Source organism: Massilia frigida (genome assembly GCF_011682175.1).
GTDB classification, from domain to species: domain Bacteria; phylum Pseudomonadota; class Gammaproteobacteria; order Burkholderiales; family Burkholderiaceae_D; genus Telluria_A; species Telluria_A frigida.
Window position 1 is genome coordinate 53187 of record NZ_WHJG01000013.1, and the last position, 20308, is coordinate 73494.

General features: G+C 66.6%; 15 protein-coding genes. 5 read left to right on the top strand and 10 right to left on the bottom strand.

Going from position 1 to position 20308, the window contains the following annotated elements; genetic code table 11:
• Together F2P44_RS14600 and F2P44_RS14605 are read left to right on the top strand one after the other, a co-directional pair.
• Positions 1-963 (top strand): DMT family transporter, encoded by a 963-nt coding sequence (locus tag F2P44_RS14600; RefSeq protein WP_167087567.1) that lies wholly within the window; start codon positions 1-3, stop codon positions 961-963.
• Entirely contained in the window at positions 960-1451 is a 492-nt protein-coding gene (locus F2P44_RS14605; RefSeq protein WP_167087569.1) for a GNAT family N-acetyltransferase, read from the top strand. Before F2P44_RS14600 ends, F2P44_RS14605 begins: the two co-directional genes overlap by 4 nt.
• Positions 1452-1690: 239 nt before the next feature.
• Here F2P44_RS14605 and F2P44_RS14610 read toward each other — a convergent pair whose 3' ends face one another.
• The 8 genes from F2P44_RS14610 to F2P44_RS14645 form a co-directional block, all read right to left on the bottom strand.
• Entirely contained in the window at positions 1691-3187 is a 1497-nt protein-coding gene (locus tag F2P44_RS14610; RefSeq protein WP_167087571.1) for an ABC transporter permease/substrate-binding protein, read from the bottom strand.
• Between the two features lie 17 nt (positions 3188-3204).
• A complete protein-coding gene (hutI, locus tag F2P44_RS14615) occupies positions 3205-4476 on the bottom strand; it encodes an imidazolonepropionase (RefSeq protein WP_167087573.1) in 1272 nt (423 codons plus the stop codon).
• Between the two features lie 3 nt (positions 4477-4479).
• Positions 4480-5064, bottom strand: a complete 585-nt coding sequence (locus F2P44_RS14620) for a HutD/Ves family protein (RefSeq protein WP_167087575.1) — start codon at positions 5062-5064, stop codon at positions 4480-4482.
• Positions 5061-6434 (bottom strand): formimidoylglutamate deiminase, encoded by a 1374-nt coding sequence (locus F2P44_RS14625; protein ID WP_167087577.1) that lies wholly within the window; start codon positions 6432-6434, stop codon positions 5061-5063. Before F2P44_RS14625 ends, F2P44_RS14620 begins: the two co-directional genes overlap by 4 nt.
• The gene (hutG, locus tag F2P44_RS14630; protein ID WP_167087579.1) at positions 6431-7219 is read right to left on the bottom strand and encodes an N-formylglutamate deformylase; all 789 of its coding nucleotides are present in this window, start codon (positions 7217-7219) and stop codon (positions 6431-6433) included. The genes F2P44_RS14625 and hutG overlap by 4 nt, the downstream gene beginning before the upstream one ends.
• Before the next feature lie 40 nt (positions 7220-7259).
• Positions 7260-8825, bottom strand: coding sequence for a histidine ammonia-lyase (gene hutH / locus F2P44_RS14635; protein WP_167087581.1), 1566 nt, complete (start codon positions 8823-8825; stop codon positions 7260-7262).
• 34 nt (positions 8826-8859) lie between these two features.
• Positions 8860-10572, bottom strand: a complete 1713-nt coding sequence (gene hutU, locus F2P44_RS14640) for a urocanate hydratase (protein WP_167087583.1) — start codon at positions 10570-10572, stop codon at positions 8860-8862.
• Between the two features lie 129 nt (positions 10573-10701).
• Complete coding sequence (locus F2P44_RS14645; RefSeq protein WP_229423558.1) at positions 10702-12381, bottom strand: amidohydrolase; 1680 nt, start codon at positions 12379-12381, stop codon at positions 10702-10704.
• A 392-nt stretch (positions 12382-12773) separates the two neighbouring features.
• Here F2P44_RS14645 and F2P44_RS14650 point away from each other — a divergent pair, with 392 nt between their 5' ends.
• Positions 12774-13457, top strand: coding sequence for a transposase (locus F2P44_RS14650; protein ID WP_167087587.1), 684 nt, complete (start codon positions 12774-12776; stop codon positions 13455-13457).
• 113 nt (positions 13458-13570) lie between these two features.
• Here F2P44_RS14650 and F2P44_RS14655 read toward each other — a convergent pair whose 3' ends face one another.
• Positions 13571-14263 (bottom strand): 2OG-Fe(II) oxygenase, encoded by a 693-nt coding sequence (locus F2P44_RS14655; protein ID WP_167087589.1) that lies wholly within the window; start codon positions 14261-14263, stop codon positions 13571-13573.
• Entirely contained in the window at positions 14260-15387 is a 1128-nt protein-coding gene (ada, locus tag F2P44_RS14660) for a bifunctional DNA-binding transcriptional regulator/O6-methylguanine-DNA methyltransferase Ada (protein WP_167087591.1), read from the bottom strand. The genes F2P44_RS14655 and ada overlap by 4 nt, the downstream gene beginning before the upstream one ends.
• 156 nt (positions 15388-15543) lie before the next feature.
• Here ada and hutC point away from each other — a divergent pair, with 156 nt between their 5' ends.
• Both hutC and F2P44_RS14670 read left to right on the top strand, forming a co-directional pair.
• Positions 15544-16263, top strand: coding sequence for a histidine utilization transcriptional repressor HutC (gene hutC, locus F2P44_RS14665; protein ID WP_167087593.1), 720 nt, complete (start codon positions 15544-15546; stop codon positions 16261-16263).
• Positions 16264-16401: 138 nt separating this feature from the next.
• Positions 16402-20259 carry an ABC transporter substrate-binding protein gene (locus F2P44_RS14670; RefSeq protein WP_167087595.1) on the top strand — a complete coding sequence of 1286 codons (3858 nt, stop codon included), beginning with the start codon at positions 16402-16404 and terminating at the stop codon, positions 20257-20259.
• Positions 20260-20308: the final 49 nt, after the last annotated feature.

The following is a 20308-nucleotide window of genomic DNA, read 5'->3' on the forward strand; positions in this document are numbered from 1 at the left end:
ATGTCATCTCCACTCCTCTTCGCGATCGCGGCCCTGATCTGGGGCTCCACTTTTTTTGCCATCACCTTGCAGCTGGGCGAAGTCGCGCCGGCAGTGTCGGTGGTGTACCGCTTCGGCTTGGCGGCAGCCACCCTGTTTGCCTGGTGCCTGCTGCGCGGCGACAAGCTGCGCCTGCCGTGGCGCGCCCAGCGCTGGGTGATGCTGCAGGGATTCTTCACTTTTGCCCTGTCGTATGTGTGCACTTACGGGTCCGAGCAATACCTGGTGTCGGGCCTGGTGGCGGTACTGTTCGCGCTGATGGTGTTCTGGACTCCGATCTGCAGCCGCATCGCCTTCGGCACGCCGATTTCCTGGCGCACCTGGGCCGCCGGCATGATTGCCATCGCCGGCGTGACGATGCTGTTCTACCACTCGATTGCCGGCGCCTGGCAAGACATCGCCGGCGGCGGCAGCGGCCACTTCCTGCTCGGCCTGGCGCTGGCCCTGGTCGCCACCATTGCCAGCTCGGCCGGCACGGTGGTGGTGGCCAAGGTGCGCGAGCAATCGACGAACCTGATGCTGACCATGGCCTGGTCGATGTTCTGGGGCACCTCGATGGTGGCCCTCTGGGCGCTTGCGACCGGCCAGCAATTCGTGCTGCCCGCCGCGCCGCGCTACTGGATGGCACTGCTCTACCTGTCGCTGTTCGGCTCGGTCATCGCCTTCAACGCCTACTTCACCCTGATCAACCGCATCGGCTCGCAAAAAGCCGTGTACATCGGCGTGGTCACGCCCGTCATTTCGGTGTTGCTGTCGATCCAGCTGGAACATTACCGGCCCGGCCCGGTCGAATGGCTGGGCATGGTCGTCTGCCTGGCCAGCGTCGCCTGGGCGCTGCGTGCGCCCGCGCCCGCCGCCGCATCCCCCGCTTCCACCCAACCCGCGCCGGACGCCTGCCTGGCCGCCATTCCCGAGGTTCCATGAATTCCGACAACACCTTCACCATCCGCCCGGCGCAAGCGTCCGACGTCGCCCATATTTACGGCATGATCGTCGAACTGGCCGTGTTCGAGAAACTCGAACACCTGGTCGTGGCCACCGAAGCGCAACTGCATGACGCCCTGTTCGGCGCGCGTCCCTCCTGCGAAGCGCTGGTCGGCGTGGAACATGGCGAGGTGGCCTGTTTCGCCTTGTTCTTCCACAATTTCTCCACCTTCCTCACGCGCAAGGGCCTGTACCTGGAAGACCTGTACGTCAAGCAAGTACACCGTGGAAAAGGTTACGGCAAACAAATGCTCGGCGCGCTGGCGCAACTGGCGGTGGAACGCCAGTGCGGCCGCTTCGAATGGTCGGTGCTCGACTGGAATGAAAACGCCATCAACTTTTACAAAAGCGTGGGTGCGCAACTCTTGCCGGACTGGCGTATCTGCCGCGTCGACGGCGACGCCCTCGGCAAGCTTGCAGCGTCCTGAAAAGAAAAAGCCCACGGGCTAAAATCACCGTGGGCAAACCCATTTTTTTCGAATGGGGAGGGGAGACTGGAGTCAATCTACGGCTTCACTATAGTGGGCGGCTGCCGGTAATTCTTTAGCCTTTACAATTGCTTACCTCTGTTTAGAGCGGTAACTTGGTGTAAGCAATTATTATCCTCCCGAAAACGGCGTGCTTGACGCCGCGCAAACGCGTGCGCCAGCGTGCGCGCCACGCAACGCTAGCGGCGGCGCGCTATCAAGCGTTCCCCTGCTTCAAACAGCCCCTGTGTCAGCAAAGCCAGCAGCGCCGCCGGAATCGCGCCGGCCAGCAACATATCGTTATCGTTGAGCGCCAGGCCAATCGTGATGCGCTCGCCGAAACCGCCGGCGCCGATGAAGGCCGCAATCGTGGCCGTTCCCACGCTCATCACCGCCGCCGTCTTGATGCCCGCCAAAATCACCGGCAAGGCCAGCGGCAGCTCGACATGGACCAGCGTCGCGCGCCGGTCCAGCCCCAGCGCCAGCGCCGCCGTGCGCAAGCCCTGCGGCACGCCCAACAGGCCGGTGCAGGTATTGCGCACGATCGGCAGCAGCGCGTACACGAACAGCGCCACCAGCGCCGGCACGGTGCCGATCATGCCCAGCAGCGGGATCAGGATCGCCAGCAAGGCCAGCGACGGCACCGTCTGCAGCATGCCGGCCAGCGCCAGCACCGTTTGCCGCAGGCGCGGCGCGAACGCGGCCACGATCCCCAGCGGAATGCCGGCCAGGCAGGCCAGCAGCACCGATGCCAGCACCAGCACCACGTGCTGGCGCGTCAGGGTCCACAGGCTGGCATCGAACATCTTGCCCATCAGGCCAGCGCGCGCCGCCCCTTGGGCGCCCTTGGCGGGAGTCAGCCAGTTTTTGGCCACGGCGGCGAAACTCTTCCCTTCCAGTTCCACTTGCGCGTTCATGGCGATCATCTGTTCGGCCGTGATGCGCCCTTCCAGTTGCGCGATGGCCGCCCACGCGGCCGGAAAGCGCTGCGGCGCATCGAGCCGGTACAGCAGCATGGCGTCGTAACGCGGAAAATAACCCAGGTCGTCCTTGAGCACGCGCAGGCCGTACTGGCGAATCTTGGCGTCGGTCGAGTAAATGTCGATCACGTCGACCTGGCGCTGCGCCAGGGCCTCGTAGGCGATGCCGTGATCGAGGCCGCGCGGCGTGTGCGGCAAGCCGTAGCGCTGCTTGAGGCCCGGCCAGCCATCGGCGCGGCCGATGAATTCGTGCGACAGGCCGAGCTTGAGCGCCGGCTGGCGCGCCAGGTCCGACAGGCTGTCGATGCCCTTGCTGTCGGCGCGCATGGCCAGCGCATAGGTATTGTTAAAACCCAGCGGCAGCGCCACGCCCAGGCCCATGGGTTTCAGGGCCGCGCGCATCTGGTCGAGCGAACTGGCGGACGTGTTCTTGAGGATTTCGAGATCGATCGTGCCCCTATATTCGGGATACACGTCGATGCTGCCGGCCTGCAGGGCGGCCAGCACGATCGCCGTATTGCCCAGGCCCTGGCGGTGTTCGGCCCTGGCGCCGTGGGCGGCCGCAGCCTGGGTCAGCACTTCGCCCAGGATGTACGACTCGGTAAAGCGCTTGGAACCGACGCGCAGGGGTTCGCCATCGGCCGCCGTGGCGGCGCCTCCAAGGACCAGCGTAAAGACAGATAGCCAGCGCAAGGCCGTGGCAAAAAAGGTGCGCACGGCACTCTCCCGAAAATTTAACCGGGCAAGCTTACCACCGGTTTGCGCAGCACGCCCGCATTGACCACCGCGCGGCAGGGATTGAAACCGATCGCGTACGACAGGTCGGCCGGCCGCGCGATATCCCACAGCGCGAAGTCGGCGCGCTTGCCGACCGCCAGCGAGCCGATGTCGGCATCGCGCCCGAGCGCGCGCGCGGCGTGGATGGTGGCGCCGGCCAGCGCTTCCTGCGGCGTCACCCGCCACAGGGTGCAGGCCATGTTCATCGCCAGCAGGATCGACGTCATCGGCGAGGTGCCGGGATTGCAGTCGGTGGCCACCGCCATCGGCACGCCGGAGGCGCGCAGGGCCGCCACCGGCGGCTGCACGGTATCGCGCAGGAAGTAGTAAGCACCCGGCAGCAGCACCGCCACCGTGCCGGATGCCGCCATCGCATCGATGCCGGCCAGGCTGAGGTGTTCGAGGTGGTCGGCCGACAGTCCGCCGAAGCGCGCCACCAGTTCGGCCCCACCCTGGTCCGACAGCTGCTCCGCATGCAGCTTGACCGGCAGGCCGTGGCGCCGCGCCGCCTCGAAAATGCGCTCGGTCTGGGCGCTGGAAAAGCCGATGCGCTCGCAAAAAGCGTCGACCGCATCGGCCAGGCCCAGGGCCGCCAGTTGCGGCAGCATGCGCTGGCAGATCTCGTCGACATAGTCGTCGGCGCGGCCGGCAAATTCCGGCGGCAGCGCATGCGCGCCGAGGAAGGTGGTGGACACGCTCACCGGCAGCACCTGCCCCACGCGGCGCGCCACGCGCAGCATCTTGGCCTCGTCGTCCAGGGTCAGGCCATAGCCGGACTTGATTTCGAGCGTGGTCACGCCTTCGGCCAGCAGGCTGGCCACGCGCGCAAGGCTCTGGCGCAGCAGCTCATCTTCCGATGCGGCGCGGGTGGCGCGCACGGTCGACATGATGCCGCCACCTGACTTGGCAATATCTTCATAGGTGGCGCCATTGAGGCGCGCCTCGAATTCGTCGCTGCGGTTGCCCGCGTGGACAATATGCGTGTGGCAGTCGACCAGGCCGGGCGTGAGCCAGCAGCCGCCGCCATCGTGCACGCTGGCGGCCGGCGGCGCCTCGGCGCGCGGCCCGAGCCAGGCGATGCGTCCATCCTTTACCGCAATCGCGCCGTCGCGCAGTTCGCCGTAGCCCTGCTCCATGGTGGCCAGGTGCACATTGGTAAAGAGCGCGTCGCATAGCGCGTCGCATAGCGCGTCGCATAGCGCGTCGCATCGCGCGTCGCAGGATGTCATCGGCTAGTCCTCATGGAAGTAAATATCGACAATGAAAATTGTCGCCTGGCCCGCTTCGAGCGTCCAGATGGATTCGCCCTCGAACAGCACCGCGTCGTAGCGCACCATGCCGATCCGCTCATCGTCGCCGCTCACTTCCAGGCTGTCGCCTTCGGCCAGGAACAAGATCGTCACATCGGCGCGGGTGGCAAAGCCGGACGTGCCCGACAGGCTGCGCTTGCCCAGCTGGTGCGAACAGCGCGCGCGCCGCGTCATGACGTTGAAGTCCGTGGTCGGCCGCTCGCCGACGGTGGCGATGACTTGCGCTTCGCCGGCAAACTCCAGCACCGGATCGTCGTCGCCCAGCACAAAGCGGCTGTCACCATCGATATCGAGCGTCACGCCCGGGCCGTCGACCAGCGCCAGGGTGCGGTCGATGCCGGCAAAGACCGAAAACGGTCCGCTGCTGGCGATGGTAGCGAGACTGATGCGCCAATCAAACGTGTCGAGCCCCGCCAGCGGCGGCGAAATGGCGATTTCGGTGGTGCTGCCGCCGCCGTTCTTCCACGGGGACGCTTCCAGGCTGGCATAGGGAATCAGGATGGTCATGGTCGTAGCTTGCGCAGTTCGGCGATGGTCTGTTTGTAGCGCTGCGCAATCGCCGTTTGCGCAATGTGCTCGTGATTGCGCACGACCCAGCGGCCGCCCACCATCACATCCCTGACAAGATTGTCGTTACCGCAGAAGAGGAAGCTGCCCAGCACATCCTCCGGACCGATGCCGGCCAGGTTGGGATGCTCGCTGTCGAGCACCAGCAGGTCGGCCCGTTTGCCGGCCGCCAGCACGCCCACCGGGCGCCCGCTGGCCTGGGCTCCGCCATGCAAGGCACTTTGCCACAAAAAGTCGCCGACGCGGCGCTGCGTTGGAGAGGCCGCCACATTGCGCTTCTGGTGCAGCAGGCGCTGGCCGTATTCGAGCCAGCGCAATTCCTCCACCGGCGACTGCGACACGTGGCTGTCGCTGCCGATGCCGATGCGCCCGCCGGCCGCCAGATAAGGCGCGAGCGGAAACAGGCCGTCGCCCAGGTTCGCTTCCGTGGTCGGGCACAGGCCCGCCACCGCGCCGCTGGCTGCCAGCGCGGCGGTTTCGCCTTGGTCCAGATGGGTGGCATGCACCAGGCACCAGCGCGCATCGAGCGCCACCTGCTCCATCAAATAGCGTACCGGGCGCTGTCCGGTCAACGCCAAACACTGTTCCACCTCGCCCTGCTGCTCGGCGATGTGGATATGCAGCGGACGGGCCGCTGGCAGCGCCGCCAGCACCTCGCGGATCTGGCCCGCCGACGCCGCGCGCAGCGAATGCGGGGCCACGCCGACTTCGACCTGGCTACTACGCAAAGGTTCGAGCGCGTCGACGATGCGCAGCACGTCGGCGGCATCGGTGCGGAAGCGCTGCTGCTCCGGCGCCAGCGGTTTTTCGCCAAAGCCCGCGTAGCTGTACAACACCGGCAGCATGGTCACGCCAATGCCGGCCAGGTGCGCCGCGGCGACCACGCGTTCGGCCGTTTCCGCCGGCCGCGCGTACAGCGCGCCATCCTGGTCGCGCTGCACGTAATGGAATTCGCACACCGATGTGTAACCGTGGCGCAGGCATTCCGAGAACAGCTGCGCGGCGATGGCCTCGATATGCTGCGGCGTGATATTGCGCGCGAAGCGATACATCAGCTGGCGCCAGGTCCAGAAGCTGTCCGGCCCCTCGCCAGCGGTTTCGGTCAGGCCGCCAAGGGCGCGCTGGAAAGCGTGCGAATGGAGGTTGACCATGCCCGGCAAGACCAGGTCGGCGATTGGCTCGCCGGCATGCACGGCGCCCGGCGCAACCGTCAGCAGGGTGCCGCCGGCATCCCATTCGAGCAGGACGTTGGCCTCCCAGCCGTGCGCCAGCAAGGCCTGGCGCGCAAACAGGGTGCACGGCTCGCTCATGAGCGCACCCAGTCCAGCGCCGCTTCGGTAAGTTGACGCAGCAGCGGCTGGACCTCGGCCGCGACCTGCGCCCGGTAAGCGAACGGCGCGTGTTCATCCATGTACAGGTCCTGGCACATCTCCAGCTGGATCGCATGCACGTTCGCGTCGGGCTGGCCGTAGTGGCGCGTGATGTAGCCCCCCTTGAAGCGCCCGTTGACAGCGACCGAAAAACGGTCCTGCGCCTGCGCCACGCCTACCACGGCCTGTTCCAGCCCCGGCGCGCACGACGTGCCCTGGGCGCTGCCGAAATTGAGGTCCGGCAGGCGCCCCTCGAAAAAGCGCGGCACCACCGAGGCGATCGAATGCGCATCCCACAGCACGACCCTGCCGTGCAGCGCCAGCAGGCGGTCGATTTCGGAACGCAGTTGGCGGTGGTACGGCTGCCAGTAACGCACCAGCCGTCCGCGCACGTCATGTTCATCTGGCGCCTGGCCGTCCCTGTACAAGGCGGCGTTGCCGAAGGTGTCGACCGGACAAAGCCCGGTCGTATCCATGCCCGGATACAGGTTGGTGTCTTCCGGCGGGCGATTCAGGTCGATCACATAGCGCGACCAGCGCGCCGCCAGGGTCGACGCGCCCATCTCCTTCAAAAAACCGTACAGCTGCGCCAGGTGCCAGTCGGTGTCGGGACGAGCCAGCGCGTCAGGCGAGAAGCGCGCCGCGATGTCGTCCGGGATGTCGGTGCCCACGTGCGGCATCGACACCAGCAAAGCAATACTGCCCGCCTTGAAGTCAAAATCCATGATCGCCCACCTTTACCTTTTTTGCATTATGGCCTGATTATCAATTCGACGGCACAGCGCTGTACAGCGCCGCGAACAGCGGCTTGCAGGAAGCACTCAACTCGCCGTCCAGCACCATCTGGCGCGCCGCCTCGATATCCGGGGCAAAAAAGCGGTCGGCATCAAAGAACGGCACCTTCTGGCGCAGTTGCTGGTGCACGTGCTCCAGGTGCGGCGAAGACGTGAGCGGACGGTGGAAATCGATCCCCTGCGCCGCCGCCAGCAGCTCGATGGCGACAATCACCGCCGTATTGTGCGCCATCTCGTCCAGGCGGCGCGCCGCGAAGGTCGCCATGCTCACATGGTCTTCCTGGTTGGCCGAGGTGGGCAGGCTGTCCACGCTGGCCGGGTGGGCCAGCGACTTGTTTTCCGACGCCAGCGCGGCGGCGGTGACGTGAGCGATCATGAAACCCGAATTGACGCCCGGTTCGCGCACCAGGAACGGCGGAAGACCCGACAAGGTGGCGTCGATCAGCAGCGCGATGCGGCGTTCGGCCAGGCCGCCGATTTCGGCGATCGCCAGCGCCAGCGTGTCGGCCGCGAAGGCGACCGGCTCGGCGTGGAAGTTCCCGCCCGAGATGATCTCGCCGGTGTCGGCGAAGATCAGCGGATTGTCGGTGACGGCATTCGCCTCGATCAGCAGGGTGCGCGACACGTTCGCGATCAGGTCCATGATCGCGCCCATGACTTGCGGCTGGCAGCGCAGGCTGTACGGGTCCTGCACGCGCTCGTCGCCGACCAGGTGCGAGGCGCGGATCGCGCTCGACGCCACCAGTTGCCGATAAATGGCGGCCGCCGCGATCTGGCCCGGCTGGCCGCGCACTTCATGCACGCGCGCGTCGAACGGCGCATCGCTGCCCTTGGCCGCATCCAGCGACAGGGAACCGGCCACCATGGCCGCTTCCAGCAGGCGTTCGGTCATGAACAGGCCATGCAGCGCCAGCGCGGTCGAAACCTGGGTGCCGTTGATCAGCGCCAGCCCTTCCTTGGGACCGAGCACCACCGGCTCGATGCCGGCCGCCTTGAGCGCGTCAAGCGCTTCGAGCAGCTCGCCGTTCACGCGCACCTGGCCCACGCCCAGCATGGCCAGCGTCATGTGCGCCAGCGGCGCCAGGTCGCCCGAGGCGCCGACCGAGCCCTTGGCCGGAATGGCCGGCATGATGCCGGCGTTGTACAGCGCGATCAGGGTATCGATGATGAGCGGCCGCACGCCCGAAAAGCCGCGCGCCAGGCTGCCGATTTTCATCAGCATGATCAGGCGCACCACCGCGTCCGACAGCAGCGCGCCGGTGCCGACCGAGTGCGACAGGATCAGGTTGCGCTGCAATTCTTCCAGCTTTTCGTCCGGGATGCGGGTCTTGGCCAGGATGCCGAAACCGGTATTGATGCCGTAGGCGGCGTCGCCCTTGGCGACGATGGCGTCCACCGCCGCGGCCGAGGCCCTGATGACGGGGTAAGCCGATGGCGCCAGCGTCAGCGCGCCTGGCGCGGCCCACACAGCGCGCAGGTCGGCCATGCTCATTGCGCCGGGAGTGAGGGTCCAGCCTTGGTTCGAAGTCGTGTTCATGTTTGCTCTGTTCAGATATGCGTGATTGGCGGAGTTAGGGAACCATCGGCAGGTTCAGGCCATTGCGCTTGGCGCAGGCGACGGCCGTCTCGTAGCCGGCGTCGGCGTGGCGCATGACGCCCGAGCCGCTGTCGTTGACCAGCACCCGCGCCAGCCGTTTGGCGGCGGCATCGGTGCCGTCGGCCACGATGACCACGCCCGAATGCTGCGAGTAGCCCATGCCGACGCCGCCGCCGTGATGCAGCGACACCCAGGTGGCGCCACCGGCGGTATTGAGCAGCGCGTTCAGAAGCGGCCAGTCGGACACCGCATCGGTACCGTCACGCATGGCTTCCGTTTCGCGGTTCGGGCTGGCGACCGAGCCGGTATCGAGGTGGTCGCGGCCGATGACGATCGGCGCTTTCAGTTCGCCCGTGCGCACCATCTCGTTGAAGGCCAGGCCGGCGATGTGGCGCTCGCCCAGGCCCAGCCAGCAGATCCGCGCCGGCAGGCCCTGGAAGGCGATCCGCTCGCGCGCCATGTCGAGCCAGTGGTGCACCTGCTTCTGCTCCGGGAACAGTTCCTTGATCTTGGCATCGGTCTTGTAGATATCTTCCGGGTCGCCCGACAGCGCCACCCAGCGGAACGGGCCGCGGCCCTCGCAGAACTGCGGCCGGATGTAGGCCGGCACGAAGCCCGGGAAAGCGAAGGCATCGAGCACGCCCTGGTCCTTGGCCACCTGGCGGATGTTGTTGCCGTAGTCGACCGCTTGCACGCCCATGGCGTGGAAATCGAGGATGGCCTGCACATGCACCGCGCACGATGCCGCCGCGTCGGCGGTCAGGCGCGCGTGCTGCGCCGGGTCTTTTTGCGCCGCCTTCCACTGCTCCACGGTCCAGCCGCGCGGCAGGTAGCCGTTGATCAGGTCATGCGCCGAGGTCTGGTCGGTCACCATGTCCGGCACCAGGCCGCCCGCCCTGGCGCGCCGCACCAGCTCCGGCAGCACGTCGGCCGCGTTGCCCAGCAATCCGATCGACACCGCTTCGCGCGCGGCCGTGTGCTGCTTGATCAGGGCGATGGCGTCGTCAATGTCCTTGGCCTGCTTGTCCAGGTAGCGCGTGCGCAGGCGGAAGTCGATGCTGCTTTGCTGGCACTCGATATTGAGCGAGACCGCGCCGGCGAAGGTGGCCGCCAGTGGCTGCGCGCCACCCATGCCGCCCAGGCCCGCGGTGAGAATCCAGCGTCCGCCCCAGTCGCCGCCGAAATGCTGGCGCCCCGCCTCGGCGAAGGTTTCGTAGGTGCCCTGCACGATGCCCTGGGTACCGATGTAGATCCAGCTGCCGGCCGTCATTTGCCCGTACATGAACAGGCCCTTGCGGTCGAGTTCATTGAAGTGTTCCCAGTTGGCCCACTTGGGCACCAGGTTCGAGTTGGCGATCAGGACGCGCGGCGCGTCCGGGTGGGTCTGGAACACGCCGACCGGTTTGCCGGACTGGATCAGCAAGGTCTGGTCGTCTTCCAGTTCGCGCAGGGAGGCCAGGATCTGGTCGTAGCAGGCCCAGTTGCGCGCGGCCCGGCCGATGCCGCCGTAGACCACCAGGTGCTTGGGATTTTCCGCCACCTCCGCATCCAGATTATTCTGGATCATGCGGTAGGCCGCCTCCGTCAGCCAGCTTTTGCAAGCCAGTTCAGTGCCGCGCGGGGCGCGGATCGTGCGGCTGGCGTCGAAGCGGGGATCATCATCGAAACTGGTCGGATCGGTGGTCATGGCATCTCCTTCAAGAGTTTAGGGGCAGGCGCGTACGCAGGCGGCACGCGCCCCGTGCAGCTTCAAAGTCTAAGTTGTATATACAACCAAGTCAAATCATTTATGCGCCCGCTGTTTCCTCCTTCCTGTTCACTCTTTCTTGAACACCTGGCGCCCGCCGACCCAGGTTTGCAGCACGCCGACCTTGTGGATATCGGCTACAGGCATGGTGAACAGGTCCTGGTCGACGACGATGAAATCGGCCCACTTGCCCTTTTCCAGCGAGCCGGTGGATTTTTCCTGGTGGCCGGCCCATGCCGCGTCCAGGGTGAAGCAGCGCAGCGCTTCCTTGAGCGTCATGGCCTCGTTGGCGTACCAGCCGGCGGCCGGCCGGCCCGCCGCATCCTGGCGCGTGACGGCCGCGTGGATGCCGAAGAAGGGCTTGGACGACTCCACCGGGAAGTCCGAGCCGCAGGCGATGCGCGAGCCTTGCTTGAGAAACGTGCGCCAGGCGTAGGCGCCCTTGATGCGCTGCGGGCCGACGCGCTGTTCGGCCATGTTCATGTCGGACGTGGCGTGGGTCGGCTGCATCGACGGTACGATGCCGATGGTCTTGAAGCGCGCGATATCGGCGGGTGCCACGACTTGCGCATGCTCGATGCGGTGGCGCAGCGCGGCGCCGCCTTTGCTTTGATAGCGCGGGATCAGCTGCTGGTAGCCGTCGAGGATCTGGCGGTTGCCGGCGTCGCCGATGGCGTGCACATTGACCTGGTAGCCGCGCCGCATGGCCTTGTCCATCATGGCGTGGATATCGGCGTTCTGGCGGAACAGCAGGCCGTGCGATGTGGGTTCGTCGCTGTAGGGCGCGATGAGCGCGGCGCCGCGGCTGCCCAAGGCGCCGTCCGCATACAGCTTGACCGCGCGCAGCGCATACAGGTCGTTGGCGTAGGTCTTGAGCGGGCCCTTGGCCGAAAGCTGGTCGAAGTCGGCGCCGACGTCGCCGATCATGGCGTACACGCGCGCGGTCAGTTTGCCCTGGTCGGCGTAGCTGCGGTAGAGGGCATCCTGGCCGACGTTGATGCCCGCATCGTGCACGCCGGTCAGGCCCATGTGCGCGATCTGCTTGAGGGCGCGGTCGAGGACGACTTTCGCCTGGGCCTCGGACTGCCTGGGCAGGACGTTGGCGACCAGCTCCTGGGCGGCGTCGATCAGGACGCCGGTGGCGTTGCCATCGGCGTCGCGCACGATCTTGCCGCCGGCCGGGTCGGGGGTGTCCCTGGTGATGCCGGCCAGCTGGAGAGCGCGCGTGTTGGCCCAGCCGGCGTGGCCGTCGACGCGTTCAAGCCAGATGGGGCGGTCGGCGACGGCGCCATCGAGTTCGGCGGCGGTGGGGAAACGGCCCAGTTTCCAGATCTCCTGGTTCCAGCCGCGTCCGCGCAGCCAGGGGTGCGAGGGATTGGCGCGCGCGTAGTCGGAAGCTGATGTGAGGGCGTCGGCCAGGGTGGCGCTGCCGGCCAGGTCGAGCTGGGTGAGCATCTCGCCCAGGCCGAACACGTGGCCGTGGGCGTCGATCAGGCCGGGGAGAACGGTTTTGCCCTGCAGGTCGATGTGGCGCGCCTTGGGCGCTTTGGCGCGGGTCTGGGTGGCGCTGCCGACGGCCAGGATGCGGCCCTTGTCGTCGAACGCCAGGGAAGTGAAGCGCAGCAGCTCGTTGCGGCTGTTGAGGGTATAGCCGTTGGCGTTATCGAGGACGGTGTCCGCCTGCGCCGGCGCGGCCGCCCCGAGGGCGGCGAGGATGGCGAGGCAGCACTGCAGAGGGATCGGACGCATCATGTCTCCATTCGGTGGGCAAGCCCAAAGTGTAGCGCGCTTTGCCTCCTCGTCAACTTGTTGCTTAACCGGGGTCAGAGCTCTGACTAGCAATTAAATTCCCGGTCGCACGCTGTTGCAATACCGGGGCCAGAGCTCTGATTAGCAATAAAACGCGCGCGATTGATGCAGCACCAGACCTCTTCAACCGGGGTCTGACCTCTGATTAGCAATTAAATTCCAGTTCGCAAGCTATTGCCCCCACAGGGCACCACCGGGGTCTGACCTCTGATTAGCATGACCTCTGATTAGCAACGAAACGCGCGCGATTGACGCAGGCACAAGACGACGTCGCATAAGGCGTTACGCTGACGCAGCTTGTTAGCCCCCTACCCCTTTTTTCAGAGTGCCTTATGCCACGCCGAAATCGTCTGATTATTCCCGAGGTTCCCCTTCACATCATCCAACGAGGTAACAATCGCTTACCCTGTTTTTTCGTCCAGGCAGACTATCTCGTCTATCTTGATCTGTTGCGTATCGCCGCTGAACAAGCAAGCTGCAGCGTGCACGCATATGTACTGATGACGAACCACATCCATTTGCTGATATCGCCCGAGTCCTGCTCGTCGCCGGCTGTAATGATGAAGTCGCTGGGAGAGCGCTACGTTCAATACGTCAACCGGCGCCATCAACGCATTGGAACGCTGTGGCAGGGACGGTATCGCTCGTGCCTGGTGCAGGACGAGAAGTATTTTTTCGTGTGTCAACGCTATATTGAGCTTAATCCAGTACGAGCCGGCATGGTGGCTCATCCCCTGGACTACCGATGGTCGAGTTATCAAGCAAACGCATACGGAGAAGCGGACAACATCGTCAAGCCACACGCGCTGTATTCTGCGCTTGGAGCAGAACAGTCTGAGCGCGAGTGCAACTATCGCGCATTGTTCCAAGAGGAAATGCCGCAGGCAATGCTCGAGCAAGTGCGCAAAGCCACCAACGGCAACGCCGTTCTTGGAAGCGAAGAATTTATCGCACAAATGGCGATTGCCAGCGCTACAGATGTGATGCCGCGACGTCAAGGTAGGCATCGAGACTAGACCCATTGCAATAATTTCGAGTCAGAGGTCAGACACCGGTTTGGCGCTGGAGCAAGAATAAATATGCCCCAAGCAAAAAATTGCTAATCAGAGGTCAGACCCCGGTTGTAGGACTATTCGGCGTCGTGGAAGATGATGCCGAGGGTGTGGCGCTGCCCGGAGCGCACGCGGCTGACGCCGTGCCGCATCGTGACACGGTAGGCGCCGCGCGTGCCGTTCACCGGCCGCTGATTCACCGTGAAGATCACGGCGTCGCCCCGCCCCAGCCCCACGACCTCGGCCCGCGACTGCATCCGCGGGCGCTGTTCGGTCAGCACGAATTCGCCACCCGTGAAATCGTCACGCGGCTGCGACAGCAGCACCGCTACCTGCAAGGGGAATACGTGTTCGCCGTACAGGTCCTGGTGCAGGCAGTTGTAGTCGCCTTCGCCATAGCGCAGGATCAGGGGCGTGGGCCGCTCTTGCCCCGCCGCATGGCAGCGCGCCAGAAACTCGTCATGCCGCGCCGGAAACCGCGTGGCTATCCCCATCGCGCCATGCCAGCGGTTGGCGATGCGCGCCAGCGGCCCATACAGCCCTTCGCGCAGCGCCGCCAGGTGCCCGGGCAGCGGGTACCCGAAATAGCGGTACTCGCCGCGCCCGAAGCCGTGCCGCTCCATCACCACGCGGCTGCGGTAGCGCGCTTCGTCGTCGTAGGCACCGGCATAGGCGCGGCATTGCTGCGCATCGAGCAAGCCCGCCACCACGGCGCACCCGTGCGCATCGAGGTCGGCGCCGATGCGGTCCCAGTCGATCGCCACATTCATGCCGCACCACCCTCGCCGCCGTCACGTTCGCGATCAAGCAAAATGCGCTTGCGCTCGACGCCCCAGCGGTAGCCGGACAGCGCACCGTCGGTGCGCACGACGCGGTGACAGGGAATCGCCACCGCGACCGGATTGGCGGCGCAGGCCCCGGCAATCGCGCGCGCACCGGACGGCAAGCCGATGCGCGCGGCCAGTTCGGCGTAGCTGACGGTCTGCCCGGCCGGGATCTCGCGCAACGCTTGCCATACGCGCTGCTGGAAGGCGGTGCCGCGCACGTCGAGCGGCAGGTCGAGCCCCACGCCGGGCGCTTCGACCAGCCCGACCACGCGCGCCACCGTGGCTTCGAAACCGGCGTCGGCGCCGCGCAGGTCGGCTGCGGGGAAGCGGTCCTGCAGGTCGCGCGCCAGCAGGTCGGGGTCGTCGCCGATCAGAATGGCGCAGATGCCTTTGTCGGTCGACGCCACCAAAATCGCGCCGAGCGAGCAGGCGCCGATCGCGAAGCGGATCACGGCGCCGCTGCCGCCGGCGCGCCAGGCGGTGGGGGTCATGCCGAGCCGCGCGGGGGCGCTGGCGTAAAAGCGTGCGCTGGAGTTGTAGCCGGCCGCGTAAATGGCTTCGGTGACGCTGCCTGCCGTGGCCAGGCCGGCGTCGACCTTGCCGGCGCGGCGCGCGGCGGCGTAGGCCTTGGGGGTAATGCCGGTGTGCTGCTTGAACACGCGGTGAAAATGAAAGCGGCTCATGCCGCAGGCCTCCGCCAGGCTGTCGAGGTCCAGCCCGGCCTCGCTGGCGTCGATCAGCCTGCACGCTTGCGCCACCATCCTGGCGTGGCGCTCGGCCAGCGGCGGCTGGTCCGGCTTGCAGCGCAGGCAGGGCCGAAACCCGGCCTGCTCGGCCTCGGCGCCGCTGGCGTGGAAGGCGACGTTGGCGCGCAGGGCGGCGCGCGCGCCGCACGAGGGCCGGCAGTAGACGCCCGTGCTGCGTACCGAGTAATAAAAGACGCCGTCGGCGCCGCCGTCGCGCCGCTGGACCGCGGCCCAGCGCGCGTCGTCGTTGTCGTAGCCGGTGCCAGTGCCGATGGTGCTGCTGGCGCTAGTGCTGCTGCTGGTGCTGCTGCTTGTGTTCATTGCTGCTTTCATGGCGCTGCTCCCGTTCGCGATCCTGTTCGCATGCCCCCATCGTAGACGGCGCGGCGGCAGCAGTCATCCCGCTGCTTGCTTTTGAATCCGGCGCCGCGCCCACGGTGCTAAAATCCGGTTTTAAGCCGGCCTTCGGAGAGTAGTTTGGAACAGCAGATTGTGCAAGACACGACGCCGATTTTCCAGCGCATCAAGGATTATCTGCTCGGCGAAATCGCCGCCGGCCGCTGGAAGGAGGGCGATGTGGTGCCGTCCGAACAGGCCCTGGTGCGCCAGTTCGGGGTCTCGCGCATGACCGTCAACCGCGCCGTGCGCGAGCTGACGGCGGAACAGGTGCTGACGCGCCGCCAGGGCTCGGGCACCTACGTGGCGCCGCAGAAGTACCAGGCCACGCTGGTGGAAATCCGCAGCATCGCCGATGAAATCCGCGCGCGCGGCCACCGTCACCGCAGCAGCCTGCACTTGCTCGACACGGCGCGCGCGAGCGAGCTGCTGGCGCTGCAGTTCGCGCTGGCGCCCGGCCAGCCGCTGTTCCATTCGGTGATCGTGCACTTCGAGAACGAGGTGCCGATCCAGGTCGAGGACCGCTGGGTCAACCCAGCCTGCGCGCCGGACTACCTGGCCCAGGATTTTGCGGCCATCACGCCCAACGAACATCTGATGAAGGCCGCGCCCCTGCAAAGCGCGAGCTACAGCATCGAGGCCCTGCCCGCCCCGCGCGATATCGCCACCATGCTGGCGATCGGGCCGCGCCAGTGTTGTCTGGTGCTCAAGCGCAAGACGCATGCGCTGGGCCAGGTCGCGTCGGTGGTGACAATGTGGCATCCCGGCCAGTTATACCAGTTCACCGGCAAGGTCGGCTGAACGGGGCGCAGCTCTCATCCAGAGCAGAAATACGACACTTTTGCCCGCACGATAGGCAAAGATTCCTGTCGGTAAATTCCCAGAGTCAAAAAATGGCTACTATGGAGGTAGCCTAACTCCACTTCCGATGGCCCCGCCATGCCCGTTCCGATCTTGTCCACCCGTTCCCACGCGGCCGTGCGCTGGCTGCGCGCATGCGCGCTGCTGGCGGCCGCGCTGACCGGCGCCGACGCGCTGGCCCTGGAAAAGGTCGTGGTGCAGCTCAAGTGGCAGCACCAGTTCCAGTTCGCCGGCTATTACGCGGCCCAGGAACAGGGCTTTTACCGCGAGGCGGGGCTGGACGTGACCTTGCGCGAGGCCGAGCGCGGCGACGACGCGGTGTCGGCGGTGACCTCGGGCGCGGCCGAGTACGGGGTGGCCAATTCGAATCTGCTGGTGGCGCGCGCGCGCGGCAAGCCGGTGGTGGTGCTGGCGTCGGTGTTCCAGCATTCGCCGGCGGTGCTGCTGGTGCGCGCCGGCGCCGACGGCAAGCCGCAGCTGCCCGCCAGCGGCACGGTGATGATTTCGCCCAACAGCGTGGAGCTGCTGGTGTTCATGAAGAAGAGCGGCGCGCCGCTGGCCAATTATGCCCAGATGCGCCACAGTTATAACGTGGGCGACCTGGCCAGCGGCCGGGTGGCGGCCATGTCGGCCTTCAGCACCGACCAGCCCTACCTGCTCGAACGCGAGCACACCCGCTTTACCATGCTCACGCCGCGCACGGCCGGCATCGATTTTTACGGCGACCTGTTGTTTACCAGCGAGACCGAACTGCGCGAGCATCCGGCGCGCGCGGCCGCCATGCGCGCCGCCACCCTGCGCGGCTGGAGCTATGCGCTGGCGCACCAGGCCGATCTCGTGGACCTGATCCGGGCGCGCTATCCGCATCGTCTCAGCCGCGAGCACTTGCTGTACGAGGCGCGCGGCATCGTGCCGCTGATGGAGGCCGACATGCTCGAGCCTGGCTACAGCAATCCGGAGCGCTGGCGCGCCATCGCGGCCGCCTACGCCAGCCTTGGCCTGCTGCCGGCCGGGTTTTCGCTCGATGGCTTCCTGTACCAGGCGCCGCAGGCGAACGGGCCGCCGGCCTACCTGGCCGCGCTGGCGCTGGCGGCGCTGCTGCTGGTGGCGGGCGTGGCCCTGTGGCGCCTGCGGCACCTGGGGGCCACCCTGCGCGCCGAACGCGGCGTGCTGGCCGCCACGCGCGCGCAGCTGGCCAGCAGCGAGAACCTGCTGCGCTTCGCGCTGGACGGCTCCGGCCACGGCACCTGGGAGTGGATCCAGCACAGCGGCGAGCTGGTGTTGTCGGCGCGCTACAAGGAGTTGCTGGGCTATGGGCCGGACGAATTCACGGTCGATTTCAATGCCTGGCTGCTGCATGTGCACCCGGAGGACGTGGCGCGCCTGAAGGATGACCTGTCCGCCTGCCTCAGGTCGCAGGGGGCCGGCAGCGGCAACGTGCTGGCGTGCGAGTTCCGCATGCGCTGCAAGGATGGGCGCTGGAAGTGGATGCTGGGACGCGGCATCGTGGTCGAACGCGATGACCGGGAGCGCGCCTTGGGCGTGAGCGGCACCATGGCCGATATCGCCGACCGCAAGCAGGCCGAGGAGGCGCGCGTGCGCGCGGTGCTGGAAGCGTCGCCGGAAGCGATGCTGGTGCTCGATGCCGAGGGCCGCATCCGCCACGCCAACCATCTGTGCGCGAGCAGCTTCGGTTATGCGCTCGAGACCCTGGCCGGAATGCAGGCCGAGCAGCTGGCGCCGGGCGTGCGCACGCCGGGCCCGCCAAACCAGGTGCTCACGGCGCAGCGGCGCGACGCCAGCCAGTTCCCGGCCGAGGTCAATCGCACGCCAATCCAGTTGCAGGGCCATACGCTGACCATCGTGTCGCTGCGCGACATCAGCGAGCGCCAGCGCGCCGAGCAGGCGCTCAAGGCGCTGGCGGCGCGCCTGCACGAGATTTTGCAGATGATGCCGATCGGCCTGTACATCAAGGATACCGAGGGCCGCGTGACGCTGATGAACAGCGCCTGCGAGAGCCAGTTCGGCCTGACCTTTGCCCAGTTGAGCGGGGACGACAAGGGCGGGCACGGCATGCTCAGCGCGCGCGAACAGGAAGCCTTTGCCGGCGGCGTGATGCTCGACGATGTCGAGACGGTGTACAACGCGCGCCTGGGCCGCGAGCTGCATGTGCGCACCATCCAGAAGCCGGTGCGCAATGAGCAGGGCCAGAGCGAGTACCTGATCGCGATGATGGTCGATATCAGCGCCAGCATGGGCACCGAGCAGCAGTTGCGCGAATTGAACGAGCACCTGGAAGAGCGCGTGCAGCAGCGCACCGCGCAGCTGGACCAGGCCAAGAAGGTGGCCGAGGAGGCCAGCCTGGCCAAGGGCCAGTTCCTGGCCAATATGAGCCACGAAATCCGTACCCCCATGAATGGCGTGATCGGCATGGCTTACCTGGCGCTCAAGACCGACCTGAATCCGCGCCAGCGCGACTATATCGAAAAGATCCGCTTCGCCGGCGAGCACCTGCTGGGCATCATCGACGATATCCTCGACTTTTCCAAGATCGAGGCCGGCAAGCTGGAAGTGGAAATGGTGGGCTTTACGCTCGACCATGTGATCCAGACCCTGTCGACGGTGGTCGCGCCGAAGGCGGCCACCAAGGACCTGGCGCTGGTGTTCGAGCTCGATCCGGCGCTGCCGCCGGCGCTGCAGGGCGATCCGCTGCGCCTGGGCCAGGTGCTGATCAACTACACCCACAATGCGATCAAGTTTTCCGACAGCGGCAGCATCACGATCCGGATCGACAATATCGACGACCGCGCCGACGATTGCCTGCTGCGTTTCCAGGTGTGCGACAACGGCATTGGCCTGACGCCCGAGCAGACGGCCAAGCTGTTCCAGTCGTTCCAGCAGGCCGACACCTCGACCACGCGCGAGTACGGCGGCACCGGCCTGGGACTGGCGATCTGCAAGCAGCTGGCGCAGCTGATGGGAGGCGACGTCGGGGTCGAGAGCCATCCGGGCAGCGGCAGCTGCTTCTGGTTCACCGCGCGCGTGGGCAAGCTCGATCCGGCCGCCGTCGGCGACCACGGTGGCCGCGGCCGGGATGGGAGCGCCGCCGGCGCGCGCCCGCCGGGCCAGGATGCGCTGCTGCGCGGGGCCCGCATCCTGCTGGTCGAGGACAATGTCTTCAACCAGCAGATCGCCCTCGAAATGCTGGAGGAAGCCGGCTGCGTGGTGTGCCTGGCGCAGAACGGCCTGGAAGCGCTCGACCTGCTGGCCAAGACCGGTTTCGACTGCGTGCTGATGGATGTGCAGATGCCGGTCATGGATGGCTTGCAGGCCACGCGCCTGATCCGCCTCGATCCGCGCCTGGCCGGCTTGCGTGTGCTGGCCATGACCGCCAACGCCACCAGCGAGGACCGGGAGCGCTGCATGCAGGCGGGCATGGATGACTTCATCAGCAAACCGATCCAGCCGGCGGTGCTGTGCGAGGCGGTGGCGCGCTGGCTGCCGCTGCGCCTGCCGCCGGCGGCGGCGCCGCCGGCCGCGCCGTCCCAGCCCGGCTTTCGCACGGTGGCGGGCGACCCGGAAGTGATCGACCTGACGGTGCTGGCCAAGCTGCTCAGCTACAACCAGGACAAGGTGCGCAAGTTTGCCTTCAAGTTCCTGCAAACCACCCAGGCCGGCTTCGACGAGATGGAAACGGCGCTGGCGGCCGGCGACATCGGGCGCGTGCGCGAGCTGGGCCACCGCATCAAGTCGTCGGCGCGCACGGTGGGGGCGATGGGCATGGGCGAGCTGTGCCTGCGCCTGGAAAACCTGGCCCATGGCAGCCCGGCCAGCGAACGGGCCGAGGCCAGGGCCCTGGTCGCCCAGCTGTGGCCGCTGCTGGCGCAGATCACCGAGCAAATCATGCAGAACACGACATTTGCCAGCGACGCCTAAAAAAACCCGCGCACACCTGCCTTTCGGGGGCGACTTCCGGGATAATGGC

Bases quoted from the DNA above. Each gene is read 5' to 3' on its own strand.
- F2P44_RS14600 (WP_167087567.1), top strand. From the start codon at position 1: ATGTCATCTCCACTCCTCTTCGCGATCGCGGCCCTGATCTGGGGCTCC.
- F2P44_RS14605 (WP_167087569.1), top strand. From the start codon at position 960: ATGAATTCCGACAACACCTTCACCATCCGCCCGGCGCAAGCGTCCGAC.
- hutI (WP_167087573.1), bottom strand. From the start codon at position 4,476: ATGACATCCTGCGACGCGCGATGCGACGCGCTATGCGACGCGCTATGC.
- F2P44_RS14620 (WP_167087575.1), bottom strand. From the start codon at position 5,064: ATGACCATCCTGATTCCCTATGCCAGCCTGGAAGCGTCCCCGTGGAAG.
- F2P44_RS14625 (WP_167087577.1), bottom strand. From the start codon at position 6,434: ATGAGCGAGCCGTGCACCCTGTTTGCGCGCCAGGCCTTGCTGGCGCAC.
- hutG (WP_167087579.1), bottom strand. From the start codon at position 7,219: ATGGATTTTGACTTCAAGGCGGGCAGTATTGCTTTGCTGGTGTCGATG.
- hutH (WP_167087581.1), bottom strand. From the start codon at position 8,825: ATGAACACGACTTCGAACCAAGGCTGGACCCTCACTCCCGGCGCAATG.
- hutU (WP_167087583.1), bottom strand. From the start codon at position 10,572: ATGACCACCGATCCGACCAGTTTCGATGATGATCCCCGCTTCGACGCC.
- F2P44_RS14645 (WP_229423558.1), bottom strand. From the start codon at position 12,381: ATGCGTCCGATCCCTCTGCAGTGCTGCCTCGCCATCCTCGCCGCCCTC.
- F2P44_RS14650 (WP_167087587.1), top strand. From the start codon at position 12,774: ATGCCACGCCGAAATCGTCTGATTATTCCCGAGGTTCCCCTTCACATC.
- F2P44_RS14655 (WP_167087589.1), bottom strand. From the start codon at position 14,263: ATGAATGTGGCGATCGACTGGGACCGCATCGGCGCCGACCTCGATGCG.
- ada (WP_167087591.1), bottom strand. From the start codon at position 15,387: ATGAACACAAGCAGCAGCACCAGCAGCAGCACTAGCGCCAGCAGCACC.
- F2P44_RS14670 (WP_167087595.1), top strand. From the start codon at position 16,402: ATGCCCGTTCCGATCTTGTCCACCCGTTCCCACGCGGCCGTGCGCTGG.